The sequence below is a fragment of the Roseateles sp. L2-2 genome (genome assembly GCF_050613215.1).
Classification (GTDB): Bacteria; Pseudomonadota; Gammaproteobacteria; order Burkholderiales; family Burkholderiaceae_C; genus Roseateles; species Roseateles noduli.
In genome coordinates, this window is sequence record NZ_CP192509.1 from 2,507,070 (window position 1) to 2,522,513 (window position 15,444).

Genomic DNA, 15,444 nt, shown 5'->3' on the forward strand with positions numbered 1-15,444 from the left:
GCTGCGGCTTGACGCAGACGAGGGGCAGACATGAGCGCGACGACCTCATCCGCGCTTCAGCAGCGCGGCATTCCCGATGCATGGCGCCGTCCGCTGGCGGTGCTGGTGCTGCTCGTCGTCGCCTTGCTGCTGCTGTACCGGCAGACGGCGCTGGGCATGGTCACGATCTGGTGGCGCTCCGGCACCTTCACGCATGCCTTCCTGGTGCCGCCCATCGTGCTGTGGCTCGCCTGGCGGCGCCGCGCGATGGTCGCGCCGCTGACGCCTCGGCCGGTGCCGTGGCTGGCGCTGCCCATCGTGGCGCTGGGCGCGGTCTGGCTGTTCGCCGACTTCGCCGCGATCAACGCGGTCACCCAGTTCACGCTGGTCGCGATGCTGGTGCTGCTGGTGCCGGCGGTGCTGGGGTGGCGCGTCGCGCGGGAGATGTCCTTCCCGCTCGGCTTCCTGTTCTTCTGCGTGCCGGTGGGCGAGTTCCTGCTGCCCCAGCTGATGGACTGGACCGCGAAGTTCACCGTCGTCGCGCTGCGACTCAGCGGCCTGCCGGTCTACCAGGAAGGCCTGCAGTTCATCATCCCCAGCGGCCAGTGGTCGGTGGTCGAAGCCTGCTCCGGCGTGCGCTACCTGATCGCCTCGGCGATGGTGGGCACGCTGTACGCCTACCTCAGCTACCACTCGACGCGCCGCCGGCTGGGATTCATCGCCTTCGCGCTGGCCCTGCCGCTGGTGGCCAACTGGGCGCGCGCCTACCTGATCGTGATGATCGGCCACCTGTCGGGCAACACGCTCGCGGTCGGCGTCGACCACCTGATCTACGGCTGGCTGTTCTTCGGCATCGTGATGCTGGCGATGTTCCTGATCGGCGCTCGCTGGGCTCAGCCCGACCTGCCGCTGGTGCCGCCGCCGCGCGATCTCGCGCCGTCCGCAGCCGGCACAGGCTGGACGGCCGCCGTCGTCGTGCTGCTGGCCATCGCGCTGCCGATCGCCGCCGGCGGCTGGCTGCGACAAGGACACTCGGCCCCGATCGCCGCGCTGCCCGCAGTGCTCGTGGAGCCGGGCTGGCAGGACCAGGTCGTGCCGTCCGACGCCTGGGTGCCGGACTTCGAAGGCGCCAACGTCGCCCGGCACCAGGAATTCACCGGTCCGGCCCAGGTCGGCGCCGACAAGGCGCGCGTCGGCCTGCATCTGCAGTACTTCCGCGACCAGGACTACGAGCGCAAGCTGGTGAGTTCGAGCAATGCCGTCGTGTCGGCCGAGGACAAGCAGTGGGCCGTCACCGGTCGCGGACAGGCGGAGTTCGCGCCGGTCACGGGCGGTTCGGCGGCCGCTGTCCCGGTGCTGACCACGCAGGTGCGCGCCTCGTCGCTGGACGCGGTGACCGCGCCTCGGATGCTGGTGTGGCATGTGTACTGGATCAACGGCCGTCCGATGACGAGCGCCTGGCAGGCGCGCGTGCGCGGCGCGCTGGAGCGTCTGCAGGGCCGCGGCGACGACGCGGCGCTGGTGCTGGTCTATACCGAGGCCGACGAGCAGGCGCCGCAGCGCCTGAGCCTGTTCCTGCGCCAGCATTGGGGCGCGATCGATGCGCAGCTGCGCCGCGTGCGGGATGGCGACGCGGGGGCGAAGCCATCCTCGACCTCCTTGCCGGGCGCCCAGGGCGCGTCGGGGGCATCGACATGAGCGCCGGCCTGAGCGTCGGGCGCGCGCTGGCGACCGCCGACGAGCGGCCGCTGGTGCTGCATGTGATGTACCGCTTCGACACGGGCGGTCTCGAGAATGGCGTGGTCAATCTGATCAACCACATGCCGGCGGACCGCTACCGCCATGCGATCGTCGCGCTGACTGAGGTGACCGACTTCCGCAAGCGGCTGCAGCGCGATGATGTCGAGTGCTACGCGCTGAACAAGCCGCCGGGGCAGGGCTTCTGGCTCTATCCCAAGCTCTACAAGCTGTTCCGTACGCTCAAGCCCGCGATCGTGCACAGCCGCAACCTGGCGGCGCTGGAAGTGCAACTGCCGGCCTGGGCCGCGCGCGTGCCGGTGCGGATCCACGGCGAGCACGGCCGCGACGTCGGCGACCTCGACGGCCGCAACCGCGCCTACCAGCGGGTGCGCCGCTTCTACAAGCCGTTCGTCTCGCACTACATCGCGCTGTCGCGCGACCTCGGCGACTACCTGACCGGTCCGGTCGGCGTGCCGCCGGCGCGCGTGAGCCAGTTCGTCAACGGCGTCGACACGACGCGCTTCCAGCGTCAGCAGGTCGAGGCCATCCCCGGCTGTCCCTTCGATCCGGCCACGCACTGGCTGATCGGCACCGTCGGCCGCATGGCGCCGGTGAAGGACCAGCTGATGCTCACGCGCGCGTTCATCGCGTTGATCGGCCAGGCGCCGGACCTGCGTGATCAGGCGCGGCTCGTGCTGATCGGCGACGGCCCGCTGCGCGCGCAGTGCCAGGCGCTGCTCGACGACGCCGGCCTGAGCGAACTCGCCTGGCTGCCCGGCGAGCGCACCGACGTGCCCGCAGTGATGCGCGGACTGCACGTCTTCGCGCTGCCCTCGCTGGCCGAGGGCATCTCCAACACCATCCTCGAGGCGATGGCCAGCGGACTGCCGGTTGTCGCGACCGAGGTCGGCGGCAATGCGGACCTGGTGACGCGCGACGTCAGCGGCCTGCTGGTGCCGGCCGCCGAGCCCGACGCGATGGCCGCCGCGCTGCTGCGCCTGGCGCGCGATCCTGCGCGGGCCGCCGCGATGGGCGAAGCCGGCCGAACGCGGGTGGAGCAGGATTTCAGCATGCGGGCCATGGTCGCTCGGTACCAGGGCCTGTATGACACGCTGCGCGGCCACAATGCCGGCAGCCACAAGAACTGACACGGACGGACGCGGGGTAGGACCATGTGCGGAATCAGCGGACTTTTCGATACCCGGGGACGGCGCGACTTCGACGGCGCGCTGATGCATCGCATCAACGACTCGCTGCACCACCGCGGCCCCGATGAAGGCTCCATCCACCTGCAGCCCGGACTGGCCTTCGGCCACCGCCGGCTGTCCATCATCGACATCGCGACCGGCCAGCAGCCGCTGTTCAACGCGGACCACTCGGTGGGCATCGTCTTCAACGGCGAGATCTACAACTACCGCGAACTGACCGCCGAACTCACCGCGCTGGGCTACCAGTTCCAGACCAAGAGCGACACCGAGGCCATCGTGCACGCCTGGTCCGCCTGGGGCGAGGACTGCGTGCAGAAGCTGCGCGGCATGTTCGCGTTCGTGATCTGGGACAAGGCGCGCGACCAGCTCTTCATGGCGCGCGACCGGCTCGGCGTGAAGCCGATGTTCTACGGCCTGCTGGACGACGGCACGCTGGTCTTCGGCTCCGAGCTGAAGGCGCTGCTGGCGCATCCGGGCATGAAGCGCGACATCGTCCCGCAGGCGGTGGAGGAGTACTTCGCGCTGGGCTACGTGGCCGAGCCGCGCACCATCTTCCGCCAGGCCCTCAAGCTGCCGCCGGCGCACACGCTGGTCATCAAGCGCGGTGAAGCGCTGGGCCAGCCGCGCCGCTACTGGGACGTGAACTTCACGACCGACAACAGGATCGACGAGGTCCAGGCGCAGGAAGAGCTGACCCGCCGCCTGCGCGAGGCGGTCAAGCTGCGACTGATCTCCGAAGTGCCGCTGGGCGCCTTCCTCTCGGGCGGCGTGGATTCCAGCGCGGTCGTGGCGATGATGGCCGGCGAGACCAACGGCCCGGTGAAGACCTGCTCGATCGGTTTCGACGACCCGCAGTACAACGAGTCCGAGTTCGCGCAGATGGTCGCGGACCGCTACCGGACCGAGCACCACGTCGAGACCGTCCAGAGCGACGACTTCGACCTGATCGACACGCTGGCGCGGCTCTACGACGAGCCCTATGCCGACAGCTCCGCGATCCCGACCTACCGCGTCTGCCAGCTCGCGCGCAAGCACGTGACGGTGGCGCTGTCGGGCGACGGCGGCGACGAGAGCTTCGGCGGCTACCGCCGCTACAAGCTGCACATGATGGAGGAACGCATGCGCGCCAGCCTGCCGCTGGGGCTGCGCAAGCCGCTGTTCGGCACGCTGGGCCGGCTCTATCCGAAGGCCGACTGGGCGCCGCGCGTGTTCCGCGCGAAGACGACCTTCCAGGCGCTGGCGCGCAACTCGGTCGAGGCCTATTTCCACACGATGTCCGTGATCCGCGACAACGAGCGCATGCCGCTGTACAGCGCGCGCTTCAAGTCGGAGCTGGGCGGCTACAACGCGCGCGACCTGTTCCTGCAGCACGCCCAGCGCGCCAACACCGACGATCCGCTGGCGCTGATCCAGTACATCGACACGCACACCTACCTGGTCGGCGACATCAACACCAAGGTCGACCGCGCGTCGATGGCGCATTCGCTGGAAGTCCGCGAGCCGCTGATGGACCATCCGCTGGTCGAGTGGCTGGCGACGCTGCCGTCCCACCTGAAGCTGCGCGGCGGCGAGGGCAAGTACCTCTTCAAGAAGACGCTGGAACCGCATCTCCCCAACGACGTGCTGTACCGGCCCAAGATGGGCTTCGCCGTGCCGCTGTCGCGCTGGTTCCGCGGTCCGCTGCGCCAGCGCGTGCGCCACTCGCTGCTGGGCGGTCCGCTGGCCGACTCTGGCATGTTCGACCTCAAGACCGTCGGCCAGATGGTCGAGCAGCACGAGAACGGCAGCCGCGACCACAGCACGCCGCTGTGGACGCTGCTGATGTACGACGCTTTCCTGCGCAATGTCATGGGCGCGACCTCGATGCGCGAGGCCGCTTGAGTCCTGTGAGTGCTGTGAGTCCCGTGATCCCTGAGTCCCCGATGTCCCTCCGCTCCGAATGAAGATCCTCTACCACCATCGCACCGCGTCCAAGGACGGCCAGGCGGTCCACATCGAGGAGATGATCGGCTCGCTGCGCGCGCTCGGCCACGAGGTGCGCGTGGTCGCGCCCGGCGGCGAGTCCGCGCCGGAGGACAAGGCGAAGATGGGCGACGACACCGGCTGGGTGCATCGCCTGCGCGCGAAGCTGCCCAAGTTCGTCTACGAGTTGCTGGAGCTGGCGTATTCGCTGGTGGCCTACCGACGCCTGGCGGCAGCGGCCAAGGACTTCCAGCCCGACCTGATCTACGAGCGCTACAACCTCTTCCTGCTGAGCGGGCTGATGCTCAAGCGACGCCTGCGCGTGCCGCTGCTGCTGGAGGTGAATGCCCCGCTGGTCGACGAGCGGACCAAGTTCGGCGGACTGGCCCTGCCGCGCATCGCGCGCTGGGCCGAGGACACCGTCTGGCGCGGCGCCGATGCGGTGCTGCCGGTCACCAAGGTGCTGGGCGCGATGGTGAGCGCGCGCGGCGTGCCGCAGGACCGGCTGGTCGTGATTCCCAACGGCATCAACGAAGAACACTTCGACGCGGCGCCGACGCCCGACGACGCGAAACGCGCGCTCGGCTGGGACGGCGCGCTGGTGCTGGGCTTCACCGGCTTCGTGCGCGACTGGCACGGCATGGATCGCGTGATCCGCTGGATGGCGACAGACGCGGCGCCCGCGAATGCGCGGCTGTTGCTGGTCGGCGACGGTCCGGCGCGGGCCGACCTCGAGGCGCTGGCCGGCGAGCTGAAGCTTGGCGAGCGCGTGCGCTTCACCGGCGTCGTCTCGCGCGACGCGGTGCCGGCCTACGTGGCCGCCTTCGACATCGCGCTCCAGCCGGCGGTCGTCGCGTATGCGTCGCCGCTGAAGCTCTTCGAATACCTGGCGCTCGGCAAGGCCATCGTCGCGCCGAACCAGCCCAACATCGAGGAAGTGCTGGACGACGACCTCAACGCCTTGCTCTTCGACCCGACGCAGTCCGGCGCGCTGGAAGCGCTGCTGGCGAAGCTGGCCTCGGACGAGGCGCTGCGCCGCCGCCTGGGCGAGGGCGCCCGTGCCACCATCGGTCGACAGCAACTGACTTGGCACGGGAACGCCGCGCGCGTCGTGGCGATCGGACAGGCGCTCAAGAGCGGCCGCGGCGTGCGTGCGGCGACGACGCCGGTCGAGGACGCGAAGGCCTGAGCATGCTGAAGCTGCTGACCTTCTCGACGCTGTATCCGAGTGCGGTGATGCCCAGCCACGGCATCTTCGTGGAGACGCGTCTGCGCCACCTGATCGCCTCGGGGCAGGCGGAGTCTCGCGTCATCGCGCCGGTGCCGTGGTTCCCGCTCAAGGGCGAGCGCTTCGGCGAGTACGGCAAGTTCGCCGCGACGCCGGCGCGCGAATCTCGCCACGGGCTCGACATCACGCATCCGCGCTTCGTGCGCCTGCCCAAGGTGGGCATGAGCAGCGCGCCGTACACGCTGGCCTGGACCTTCCTGCGCGCGGCGCGACAGCTGCAGGCGAGCGGCTACGACTTCGACCTGATCGACGCGCACTACTTCTATCCCGACGGCGTCGCCGCGGCGATGGTGGCGCGGGCGCTGAACAAGCCTGTGGTGATCACCGCGCGCGGCACCGACATCAACCTGATTCCCCAGCACGCCTTCCCGCGCAAGCTGATCCTGCGCGCGGCCGGACAGGCCGACGCGATGATCACCGTGTGCGAGGCGCTCCGGGAGGAACTGGTCGCGCTGGGCGCCGATCCGGCCAAGGTGACCGCGCTGCGCAACGGCGTGGACCTGACGCTTTTCCATCCCGCCGGTCGGGACGAGGCGCGTGCCGCACTGGGTCTGGCGGTCGAACCGGCCGCCGACTCGACGACGCGCCGTTTCACGCTCGCCTCGGTCGGTCACCTGATCGAGCGCAAGGGCCATGAGCTGGTCATCGGCGCGCTGGCCGAGCTGCCCGATGTGGATCTGCTGATCGCCGGCGCCGGCCCGGAGGAGGGCGCCTTGCGCCGTCTGGCCGAGTCGCTGGGCGTGGCCTCGCGCGTGCGTTTCCTCGGCGCGTTGCCGCAGGCGCGGCTGCGCGAGGTCTATGTCGGCGTCGACGCGCTGGTGCTGGCGTCCAGCCGCGAAGGCTGGGCCAACGTGCTGCTGGAGGCGATGGCCTGCGGCACGCCGGTGGCGGCGTCCAACGTGTGGGGCACGCCCGAGGTGGTGGCCAGCCCCGAGGCCGGCGAGCTGATGCCCGCGCGCACCGCGGCCGGCGTCGCCGAAGCGGTGCGCCGGCTGCGCGCGTCGCCCCGCGACCGTGCGGCGACCCGGCGCTACGCCGAGCGCTTCAGCTGGGATGCGACGACGCAAGGCCAGCTCGACCTGTTCCACCGCATCCTGGCCGCGCGGCGGTCGCCGGAGCTGCGCCATGCGTGACCTGCTGATGCTGGGCCTGTTCGTGGCCCTGATCTACAAGACCTTCAAGGACCCGATCTGGGGCGTGCTGGGCTGGGTCTGGATGGGGGTGATGAACCCGCACCGGCTGGCCTACGGCTTCGCGCACGACGCGCCGTGGTCCATGGTGATCGCGCTGGCGCTGTTCGCGAGCCTGATCGTGCACCGCGACAAGCTGGTGAAGTTCCCGGTCAACGCGGTGACCATCCTGCTGTCGATCTGGATCCTGTGGATCGGCGTGTCGCCGCTGCTGTTCTCCTTCTATCCGGACAAGGAGATGCACTTCTGGTCGCGCGCCTTCAAGGTGCTGCTGATGGTGCTGGTGTCGCTGCTGGTGGTGAAACGGCGGCGCGACCTGGACTGGCTGGTGCTGGTGCTGGTGATCTCGATCGGGTACTACGGCATCAAGGGCGGCGTGTTCACGGTGCTGTCGGGCGGCTCGGCGCGGGTGTGGGGGCCGGAGGGCTCCTTCATCGAGGACAACAACTCGCTGGCGCTGGCGACCATCATGACGGTGCCGCTGATCCGCTACCTGCAGCTGCAGGCGAGCAAGCGCTGGCAGCGGCATCTGGCGGCCGGCGCGATGCTGCTGTGCATGGCGTCGGCGGTGGGCTCTCAGTCGCGCGGCGCCTTCCTGGCGATCCTGACGATGTCCTTCTTCATGTGGATGAAGAGCCGCAACAAGCTGCCGCTGGCGCTGGTGGTGCTGGTGGCCCTGCCGCTGATCTTCGTGTTCATGCCCGAAAGCTGGACCGACCGCATGGAGACCATCAAGACCTACGACCAGGATTCGTCGGCGATGGGACGGATCAATGCGTGGCAGATGGCGTGGCGGCTGGCGCTGGACCTGTTCCCGTTCGGCGGCGGCTTCACGGTGGCGGGGCAGGCGGTGTTCGCGAAATACGCGCCCGATCCGACGGTGCCCTTGACGGCGCACAGCATCTACTTCCAGGCGCTGGGCGAGCACGGCTTCATGGGGCTGTTCCTGTTCGTCGGCATCTTCGTGACGACCTGGCGGTTGGCGAGCGCGACCATCCGCGCCGCCAAGGACCACGCCGATCTCCAATGGGCGCGGGACCTCGCGGCGATGAGCCAGGTGGGCTTGATCGGGTACGCCACGGGCGGGGCCTTCCTGAGCCTGGTGTACTTCGACCTGCCGTACTACCTCGTGCTGATCGTGGTGGTGGTGAACCGCGTCGTCGTCGCGGAGGTGGCCGACCGGAAGAAGGCGGCGGTCGCCGCAGGGCAGGTGCCGCGCGACGTGCATTCGCCGTACTGGGGAGGCACCTGATGCTGGCGTCGCTGAGCCTGCTCGGCTGGCCGCGGGGCGAGCCCGCGCTGAGCATCCTGATCTACCACCGCGTGCTGCCCGCGCCCGACGCGATGCGGCCGGGCGAGATCGACGCCGAGCGCTTCGAGGCGCAGGTGTCCTTCCTGGCGAAGCACTTCTCGCTGATGACGGTCAGCGACGCGGCGCTCGCACTGCGCGAAGGCCGCCTGCCGCGCCGCGCGGCCTGCATCACCTTCGACGACGGCTACGCGGACAACTGGACCGTGGCGCATCCGATCCTGGCCCGTCACGACGCGCGGGCGACGATCTACATCGCGACCGGCTACCTGAACGGCGGTCGCATGTTCAGCGACACGGTCATCGAGTTCGTGCGCCGCGTGCCGGGACCGGTGCTGGACCTGTCCTCGGTCGGCATGGGCGTGCATCCGGTGGCGACGGACGAGGAGCGCCTGAAGGCCGTCTCGGCGCTTCAGGTGCAGTTGAAGTACCTGGCGCCGGAGGAACGCGATGCGCAGGTGCGGCGGATGCTGGCGGCGCAGCCGGTCGGCGCGCTGCCGGACGATCTGATGCTCACCGATGCGCAGCTCCGGCATCTGGCCGACGCGGGCCATGAGATCGGCGGACACACGGTGGACCACACGGTGCTGACGACGCTCTCGCTCGACGGTGCGCGTGCGCAGGTGCAGGCGGGTCGCGATCACCTCGCGGCGCTGCTGGGGCGCCCGGTGCGCAGCTTTGCCTACCCGAACGGCCGGCCGGTGCGCGACTACGACGCCGGACATCCGGCGATGCTGCGGGAGCTCGGCTTCGAGGCGGCGGTCAGCACCTCGCCGGGTGTGGCGCTGCCGGGCGCCGATCCGTTCCAGCTGCCGCGGTACACGCCGTGGGGCAACTCCACCGCGATGTTTGCGGCGCGGATGATGCGCAACGCGCGCATTGGCGGACCCGCAGCCGTCGTCTGACAGCGCCTGGCATCTTCGGATGCCGCTGCAATTGCCGCCGAAAATCACCGCTTCCGGACGCCAAAGTTCTAGGGATGGAACTTCGGATGTCGGTCGACAAACACCCCCAAAAGATTCCCGCCGGTTCGTGGGCGCGGCGCAACGACTGACCCCGTTTCGCCGGCTCCGCTGAAATTCGACGTGTTCGGACGGGCTAAGAATTTGTGGTCTGGAGGTGTTCCATGCTGCAAGTTGAAAACGTTCCGAATCGCACGTCGTCCATCGCATCCAACGAGGACCTGAGCGCACCGTCGCGCCTGTTCCATCGTTCTGTCCTCGCGTCGACCGTGGCCGGCGAGCTCATGTCCGAGAGCTTCAAGTCGGGCCTGTTCCTGACCGGACCGCGCCGCACGGGCAAGACGACTTTCGTCCGCGGCGATCTGGTCGCCGCGCTGGAGCGCGAACACGAAGCGCTCGTGATCTACGTCGATCTCTGGGACGACCAGAAGATGGACCCCGGCCTGGCGATCTATCGAGCGCTGGCGCTGGCACTGGACGCCTTCGACGGACTGCTGGTCCGGATGGCCAGGCGCATCGGGCTGAAGGGCGTGCGGCTGTGCGGCGTGGAGATCAGCCTGGAACAGATCAACGCCGGCCGGGTCGAGTCCCTCACGACCTCGCTGCGGCGACTGACGCAGCTCTCCGGGCGACGTGTCGTGCTGGTGGTCGACGAGGCCCATCGTCTGCAGACGACGGAGCTGGGGCGTGTGGCACTCCATGGACTGAAGGCCGCGCGCGACGCCCTGCTGCTGACGCCGGGCCCGGGTTTCCGATTCCTGGCGACGGGTTCGCACGCGCACAAGCTCGAGCACATGGTGCGCGAGAAGCAGGAGCCCTTCCTCTGCGCGAGGACGCGGGCGTTGCCGGTGATGGGGGAGGACTTCCTCCAGTGGCAGCGCGCGCTCTGGCCGGAGAACGCGCGCCCCGGCCTGCCGGTCATGGCGCAGGCGTTCGAACGCCTGTTCCATCGAGTGGAGGATTTCATCGACGTGTGCGACGCGTCGCGAGGAGCGCATCTCCCTGATGCGGAGGAGGCCGATCGCTCGTTGTTCGAGAAGGTCGACGCTTCGCTGGCTCGCGACAAGCGGATCTTTGCGGAGCGTCTGATCTCGGCGGGGCCGCTCAGCACCGCGTTCCTCGTGCTGAAGGCCGAGATGGGCCACCAGTTCGCGCCGCACTTCTCGCGTTCCCATGAGCGGGTGATGCAGTTGCTGGCCCTCATGGGCGAGACGGCCATCCGCCCCGACTTCAGCATGCAGGGCGTCGACGCCACGCTGGCACGACTCGCGGAGCTGGAACTGCTGTGGCACCGCCGCATCTACGTCATCGAGGACGCCCGGCATGTCGGCTGGCTCAGGGAGATGGATCTGTCGAGGCTGTTCGGGCATGAACAGCGTGCGGTCGAGGCGGCGTGAACCGCGCGCCAAGTCTTGGTGGTCAGGAGGTGATTCATGCTTCAAATGTCGTCCCCGATCGGTCAACGTGTTCTGGAGTCCTCCGATCTTGACCGGGTCGATGCGGGACTGATCTTTCCGCGTCGGCAGCTCGCGTCGCATATCGCGAACGATCTGATGTCACGCCCTCGCGAGTCCGGGCTGTTGCTCACCGGTCCGCGTCGTACCGGCAAGAGTACCTTCGTCCGCGAGGATCTGATGCCTGCGCTGCGTAGCGAGCACGACGTGCACGTCGTCCAGATTGATCTCGCGGCTTACCGGAATGCCGAGCCTGGCCAAGCGATCCTGCATGCGCTGAGGACGGAATTGCAGCGCTTCGATGGCTTGGTGCTGCGCGCGGCACGCAGCCTCGGGCTGACGAACGTTCGGTTAGGAGGGCTGGAAATGAATGTGGCCCAAGCCCAGGCGGTGTACACGGACGGCGTTCTCGACCTGCTCAAGGCGCTCTCGCAGAAGGCCGGAAAGCGCCTGGTCATCGTCATCGACGAAGTGCAGCGCAGCCAGGCTACCGAGCACGGGCGTCACGTACTCTTTGCCCTCATGCGCTGTTCCGACTACTTGAACATCGGGCGGGGAGCCGGCGTTCGTGTCGTGGCGACCGGATCGCATGCGCACAAGCTGAGGAAGCTGATGTCCTCCAAGGAGGAGGCCTTCTTCGACGCCACGGTGATGGAGTTGCCCTGCCTCGGCACCGAGTTCGTCTTCTGGCTCAAGGGCAAGTTGCCGGGACTGCTGCGGCTTGACCCCGAGCTGATGGTGAAGGGCTTCGAGCTGCTGTTGTATCGGCCTCGCGACCTGATGGATGTCTGCAAGCGGTTGGGACGGACCGATATCCGGTCGGAAGGTGCGGTCGATCAGCTGTTCCAGTTGCTGGTCGCCGATCGCGCTGCAGAGGGCAAAGAGGAATTTGTCGCGAAGCTTCGGTCGCTCACCGATCTGGAGCTGGCGTTGTTGCGCGTGATGGCAGAAACCGGGCCACGCTTCTCGCCACACGCCACGTGGTGCCGTCGACGCATCGCCGCGATCATGGAGATGTTGCTCGGTTCGCCGCAAGACCCGGAGCGTTCAGATGAAGACATCGAATCGGCCCTCAGCCGATTGGTGGCTCGGGGCATTCTCTGGCGTGAGCTCGGATTCGCCTTCGAGAACCAGCGTGCAGCGGATTGGCTGCTCTCGCTCGATCCCCTCGCGGACTTTCGAGGCGACCACGACGAGTCCCCGCAACACATTCTGGCGGGGCAGAACGCTGAGTTCCCCGTGCTGCTGTCTTGATGTCTGGCGGGGCCGAAGGTCGGTGGGCTCACACCCGGTAGTTCGGCCGCCGCCCTCTGAGCCACTGCTCCAGCATCATCAGGATCCACACCATCTCGCCGTAGTACCCGGGGTGTTCCGGCAGCCGCTCCTTGAGCAGGCTCTGGATGAACGGCGGCCGGACGATGCCGCGCGTGGACAGGCTGCCCAGCGAGTCCTCCGCCAGCGCGCGCAGGTTGGCGTCGCGCGTGGCCCAGACGCCGAAGGGCAGGCCGAAGCCTTGCTTCTTCTTGACGATGATCTCGTCGGGCAGGAAGCCGCGCAGCGCCTCCTTGAAGAACCAGCGCAGCTGCAGGCCCTTGAGCTTGTAGTCCGCCGGCAGTCGCTCGGAGAAGGCCAGCAGCTCGTCGTCCAGCATCGGGAAGCCGACCGAGGTGCCCGCCAGCCGCGTCGTGCCCACGACCTTGGGCAGGTCGGTGTCGGCCAGCGTGTAGCGCCAGTCGAAGGCCAGCATCCGGTCGACCAGCTTGCCGGACTTCAAGCCGCCCCACACCTGGCGCTGCTGCTTCTGCGGCCCCAGCGGGTCCACACGGCGCAGGAAATCAGTCTCCAGCACGTCGGCCATGCCCAGCCGCGTCAGCAGGTTGTAGCTCTGCAGCCGGTCGGGCATGGGCACGCGCGCCTGATCGATGTAGCTCGCGCCCTTCTTCAGCAGCGGCAGCTTGCCGATCGGCGAACCGAACACCGGCTGCAGCACGAAGTCCCGCAGCGGCCCCGGCACGTTGTCGTACCAGGAGAACACCGTCTGCTTCGCATACCGCGTGTTGCCGCCGAAGAGCTCGTCCCCGCCGTCGCCGGCCAGCAGGTGCCGCACGCCGTTGTCGTAGGCGCGGCGGGCGCAGTAGTAGGCCGGCAGCGCCGAGCTGTTGCCGAAGGGCTGGTCGTAGTGGGTCGCGACCTTCGCGATCCCGTCGACCAGGTCCTTGGGCGTCACGTAGTACTCGTGGTGCCGGGCGCCGAAGTGCTTGGCCGCGATGCGCGCGAAGGCCATCTCGTCGTAGCCCTCGGCCTCGAAGCCGATCGAATAGGTGTCCGCCGGCCGCCCCGCGACGCGGCTCAGCATGCCCGCGACCGTCGAGCTGTCCGTGCCGCCGCTCAGGAAGCAGGCGGCGTCCGGCGCGTGCATGGCGCGCTGCACGGAGCGCTGCAGGATCTCCTTGAACTCGACCTTCAGGTCTTCGAGCTTCGGTGCCGGATCGGCGCGGAAGGTCGGCGTCCAGTAGGGCATCACGCGCAGCTCGCCGCGCTCGAAGATCGCCACGTGTCCCGGCGGCAGCCGGAAGATGTTGCGGAACACCGTCCGCGGGGACGGGATCACGTGGAAGTAGAGGTAGTCGAACAGCGCCTGCGGGTCCAGGTCGACGTCGTCGCCGGCCAGGTCGTCCGCACGGGTCGCGAACTGCAGTTCATGGCCGACGATGCGGTAGCACAGCGGCTCGATGCCGAAGCGGTCCGTCGCCAGCAGCGTGCGTCCGCCGGGCTGGCGCCACGCCACCGAGAAGCGTCCGCCCACCTGGGCCAGCGCCGGTGCGGGATGGCTCGCCGACAGCAGCGTCTGCCACGCCGCGTCGCGTTGCGCGGCCGGGGCGTCGGCGGGCAGGCCCGGCAGCACCGGTTGGCCCGTGGAGAGGAAAGTGGCGGTGCTCGTCGTCATCGTTGTGTACGGACCGGCGATGCGGCCAGGAGGCAGTGAGGCAATGAAGCGGTGAGGCAGTGAGACAGGAAAAGGGGGCGCCACGCAGCGTGGAGCGCCCCCGCCGGATTCTGGCGTGGAAATGCGTCGGCACGCCCGTCCCCGACCCCACCCACTTGGAGGGCCGCCTTCGGGGGGAGGCTTGCGACCATGCCGCACAATCGCGGCCTGCCCGCTGTCGGAGGCGGGCGCTGGAGCCGGTTTGCAGATTCACTGGATGCCTCACGCGCTGAACCCGGCCTATGCCGGCGTGCGCCTGCGTTGCCTGATGCCGAGCCGCGAACTGCGCCGCTCGGGTCTCGTGTCGCGCGTGCTGGATCCGGCGTCCGACGCCCAGCCGCTGCCCGGTGACGGCGTGCTCGTGGTCCAGGCGAAATGGCTGCTCGACGCCGGCTCGCCCGCCGCCTTGCGCGAGCGGGCACGGCGACTGGCCGCGGCCCGCGATCGCGGCGTCCGCCTGGTGCTGGACAGCTTCGACAACTACTTCCTGAACGAGTCCGGCGATCCCGCCCGGGCCGAACTCCTGATTGCCTACCGCGAGGCGCTGCCGCTCTTCGCGCTGTTCACCGTGTCCTCGCCCGGCCTGAAGCCGCTGCTGGAAGCGGAACTGCCGCCGGATCTGCGCGCCGCCGCGCCGGTGCGCGTCGTCGGCGATCCGGTCGAGACGCCGGCCGCCGCGCGCGACTTCGAATCCTGGCCGCACCGCATGCACCCCGGCCGCTGGGCCGGGCAATGGCGCGCCTGGCGCGAGCTGCGCGAGCACCGCGCGCAACGCCGTGTCGCCCGGCAGCTGGTGTGGTTCGGCAATCACGGCAGCGCGTATGCGACGGGCGGCATGGCCGAACTCGAACCGCTGCTGCCGCTGCTGGAGGCCGCCGCGCGGCGCCAGCCGCTGCGGCTGACGGTCATCAGCAACTCCGAGCAGCGCTACCGCGAGCTGCTTGGCCGGGCCGCTTTCCCGCATCGTTACCGGCCCTGGGACCGGCTGCATTTCCTGTCGCTGCTCGGCGAGCAGGACCTGGTGCTGCTGCCCGCCCGCATGACCGCCTTCACGATGGCCAAGAGCAACAACCGCATGCTGCTGGCGCTGGCCCAGGGCGTGCCGGTGATGGCCGATCCCTTGCCCGACTACCAGCCCTGGCGCGCGCATTGCGCGCTGGACGACTGGGACCGCCTGGCCGAGCACATCGCCGATCCGACCCCGTTGGCCGCCCGTGCCCGCGCCGCGATGCCCGTCATCGAGCGCGACTACTCCACGCGCGCCATCGCCGCCCAATGGCGCGAGGCGCTGTTGGCCTCCGCTTCCCAGGTTGACGCCCCCCAAGCCGACGCCCAAGCCGTTTCTCGAGCCGTTTCCCGATGAACC

General features: G+C 69.1%; 11 protein-coding genes. 10 read left to right on the forward strand and 1 reads right to left on the reverse strand.

What is annotated here, in order from left to right:
- Positions 1-30 precede the first annotated feature (30 nt).
- The 9 genes from xrtA (at position 31) to ACQZ13_RS11320 (ending at position 12,346) form a co-directional block, all read left to right on the forward strand.
- On the forward strand, positions 31-1,677 hold the full coding sequence (gene xrtA, locus ACQZ13_RS11280) for an exosortase A (RefSeq protein ID WP_431051933.1): 1,647 nt from the start codon (positions 31-33) through the stop codon (positions 1,675-1,677).
- Positions 1,674-2,867 (forward strand): TIGR03088 family PEP-CTERM/XrtA system glycosyltransferase, encoded by a 1,194-nt coding sequence (locus ACQZ13_RS11285; RefSeq protein ID WP_431051935.1) that lies wholly within the window; start codon positions 1,674-1,676, stop codon positions 2,865-2,867. The genes xrtA and ACQZ13_RS11285 overlap by 4 nt, the downstream gene beginning before the upstream one ends.
- A gap of 24 nt (positions 2,868-2,891) precedes the next feature.
- The gene (locus ACQZ13_RS11290; protein WP_431051937.1) at positions 2,892-4,808 is read left to right on the forward strand and encodes an XrtA/PEP-CTERM system amidotransferase; all 1,917 of its coding nucleotides are present in this window, start codon (positions 2,892-2,894) and stop codon (positions 4,806-4,808) included.
- 58 nt (positions 4,809-4,866) lie between these two features.
- Complete coding sequence (locus ACQZ13_RS11295) at positions 4,867-6,078, forward strand: glycosyltransferase family 4 protein (RefSeq protein WP_431051939.1); 1,212 nt, start codon at positions 4,867-4,869, stop codon at positions 6,076-6,078.
- 5 nt (positions 6,079-6,083) lie between these two features.
- Positions 6,084-7,310 (forward strand): glycosyltransferase family 4 protein, encoded by a 1,227-nt coding sequence (locus ACQZ13_RS11300; protein WP_431053193.1) that lies wholly within the window; start codon positions 6,084-6,086, stop codon positions 7,308-7,310.
- Positions 7,303-8,619, forward strand: a complete 1,317-nt coding sequence (locus ACQZ13_RS11305) for a putative O-glycosylation ligase, exosortase A system-associated (RefSeq protein ID WP_431051941.1) — start codon at positions 7,303-7,305, stop codon at positions 8,617-8,619. Before ACQZ13_RS11300 ends, ACQZ13_RS11305 begins: the two co-directional genes overlap by 8 nt.
- Entirely contained in the window at positions 8,619-9,581 is a 963-nt protein-coding gene (locus ACQZ13_RS11310) for a polysaccharide deacetylase family protein (RefSeq protein WP_431051943.1), read from the forward strand. The genes ACQZ13_RS11305 and ACQZ13_RS11310 overlap by 1 nt, the downstream gene beginning before the upstream one ends.
- A gap of 221 nt (positions 9,582-9,802) precedes the next feature.
- Positions 9,803-11,035, forward strand: a complete 1,233-nt coding sequence (locus ACQZ13_RS11315; RefSeq protein ID WP_431051945.1) for an AAA family ATPase — start codon at positions 9,803-9,805, stop codon at positions 11,033-11,035.
- Positions 11,036-11,071: 36 nt separating this feature from the next.
- On the forward strand, positions 11,072-12,346 hold the full coding sequence (locus ACQZ13_RS11320; RefSeq protein ID WP_431051947.1) for an AAA family ATPase: 1,275 nt from the start codon (positions 11,072-11,074) through the stop codon (positions 12,344-12,346).
- 28 nt (positions 12,347-12,374) lie between these two features.
- On the opposite strand, the gene ACQZ13_RS11325 is transcribed toward ACQZ13_RS11320, so the two are convergent.
- Positions 12,375-14,039 carry an asparagine synthetase B family protein gene (locus ACQZ13_RS11325; protein ID WP_431051949.1) on the reverse strand — a complete coding sequence of 555 codons (1,665 nt, stop codon included), beginning with the start codon at positions 14,037-14,039 and terminating at the stop codon, positions 12,375-12,377.
- Between the two features lie 256 nt (positions 14,040-14,295).
- Between ACQZ13_RS11325 and ACQZ13_RS11330 the strand changes: the two genes are divergently transcribed.
- Positions 14,296-15,441 (forward strand): hypothetical protein, encoded by a 1,146-nt coding sequence (locus ACQZ13_RS11330; RefSeq protein WP_431051951.1) that lies wholly within the window; start codon positions 14,296-14,298, stop codon positions 15,439-15,441.
- Positions 15,442-15,444 lie beyond the last annotated feature (3 nt).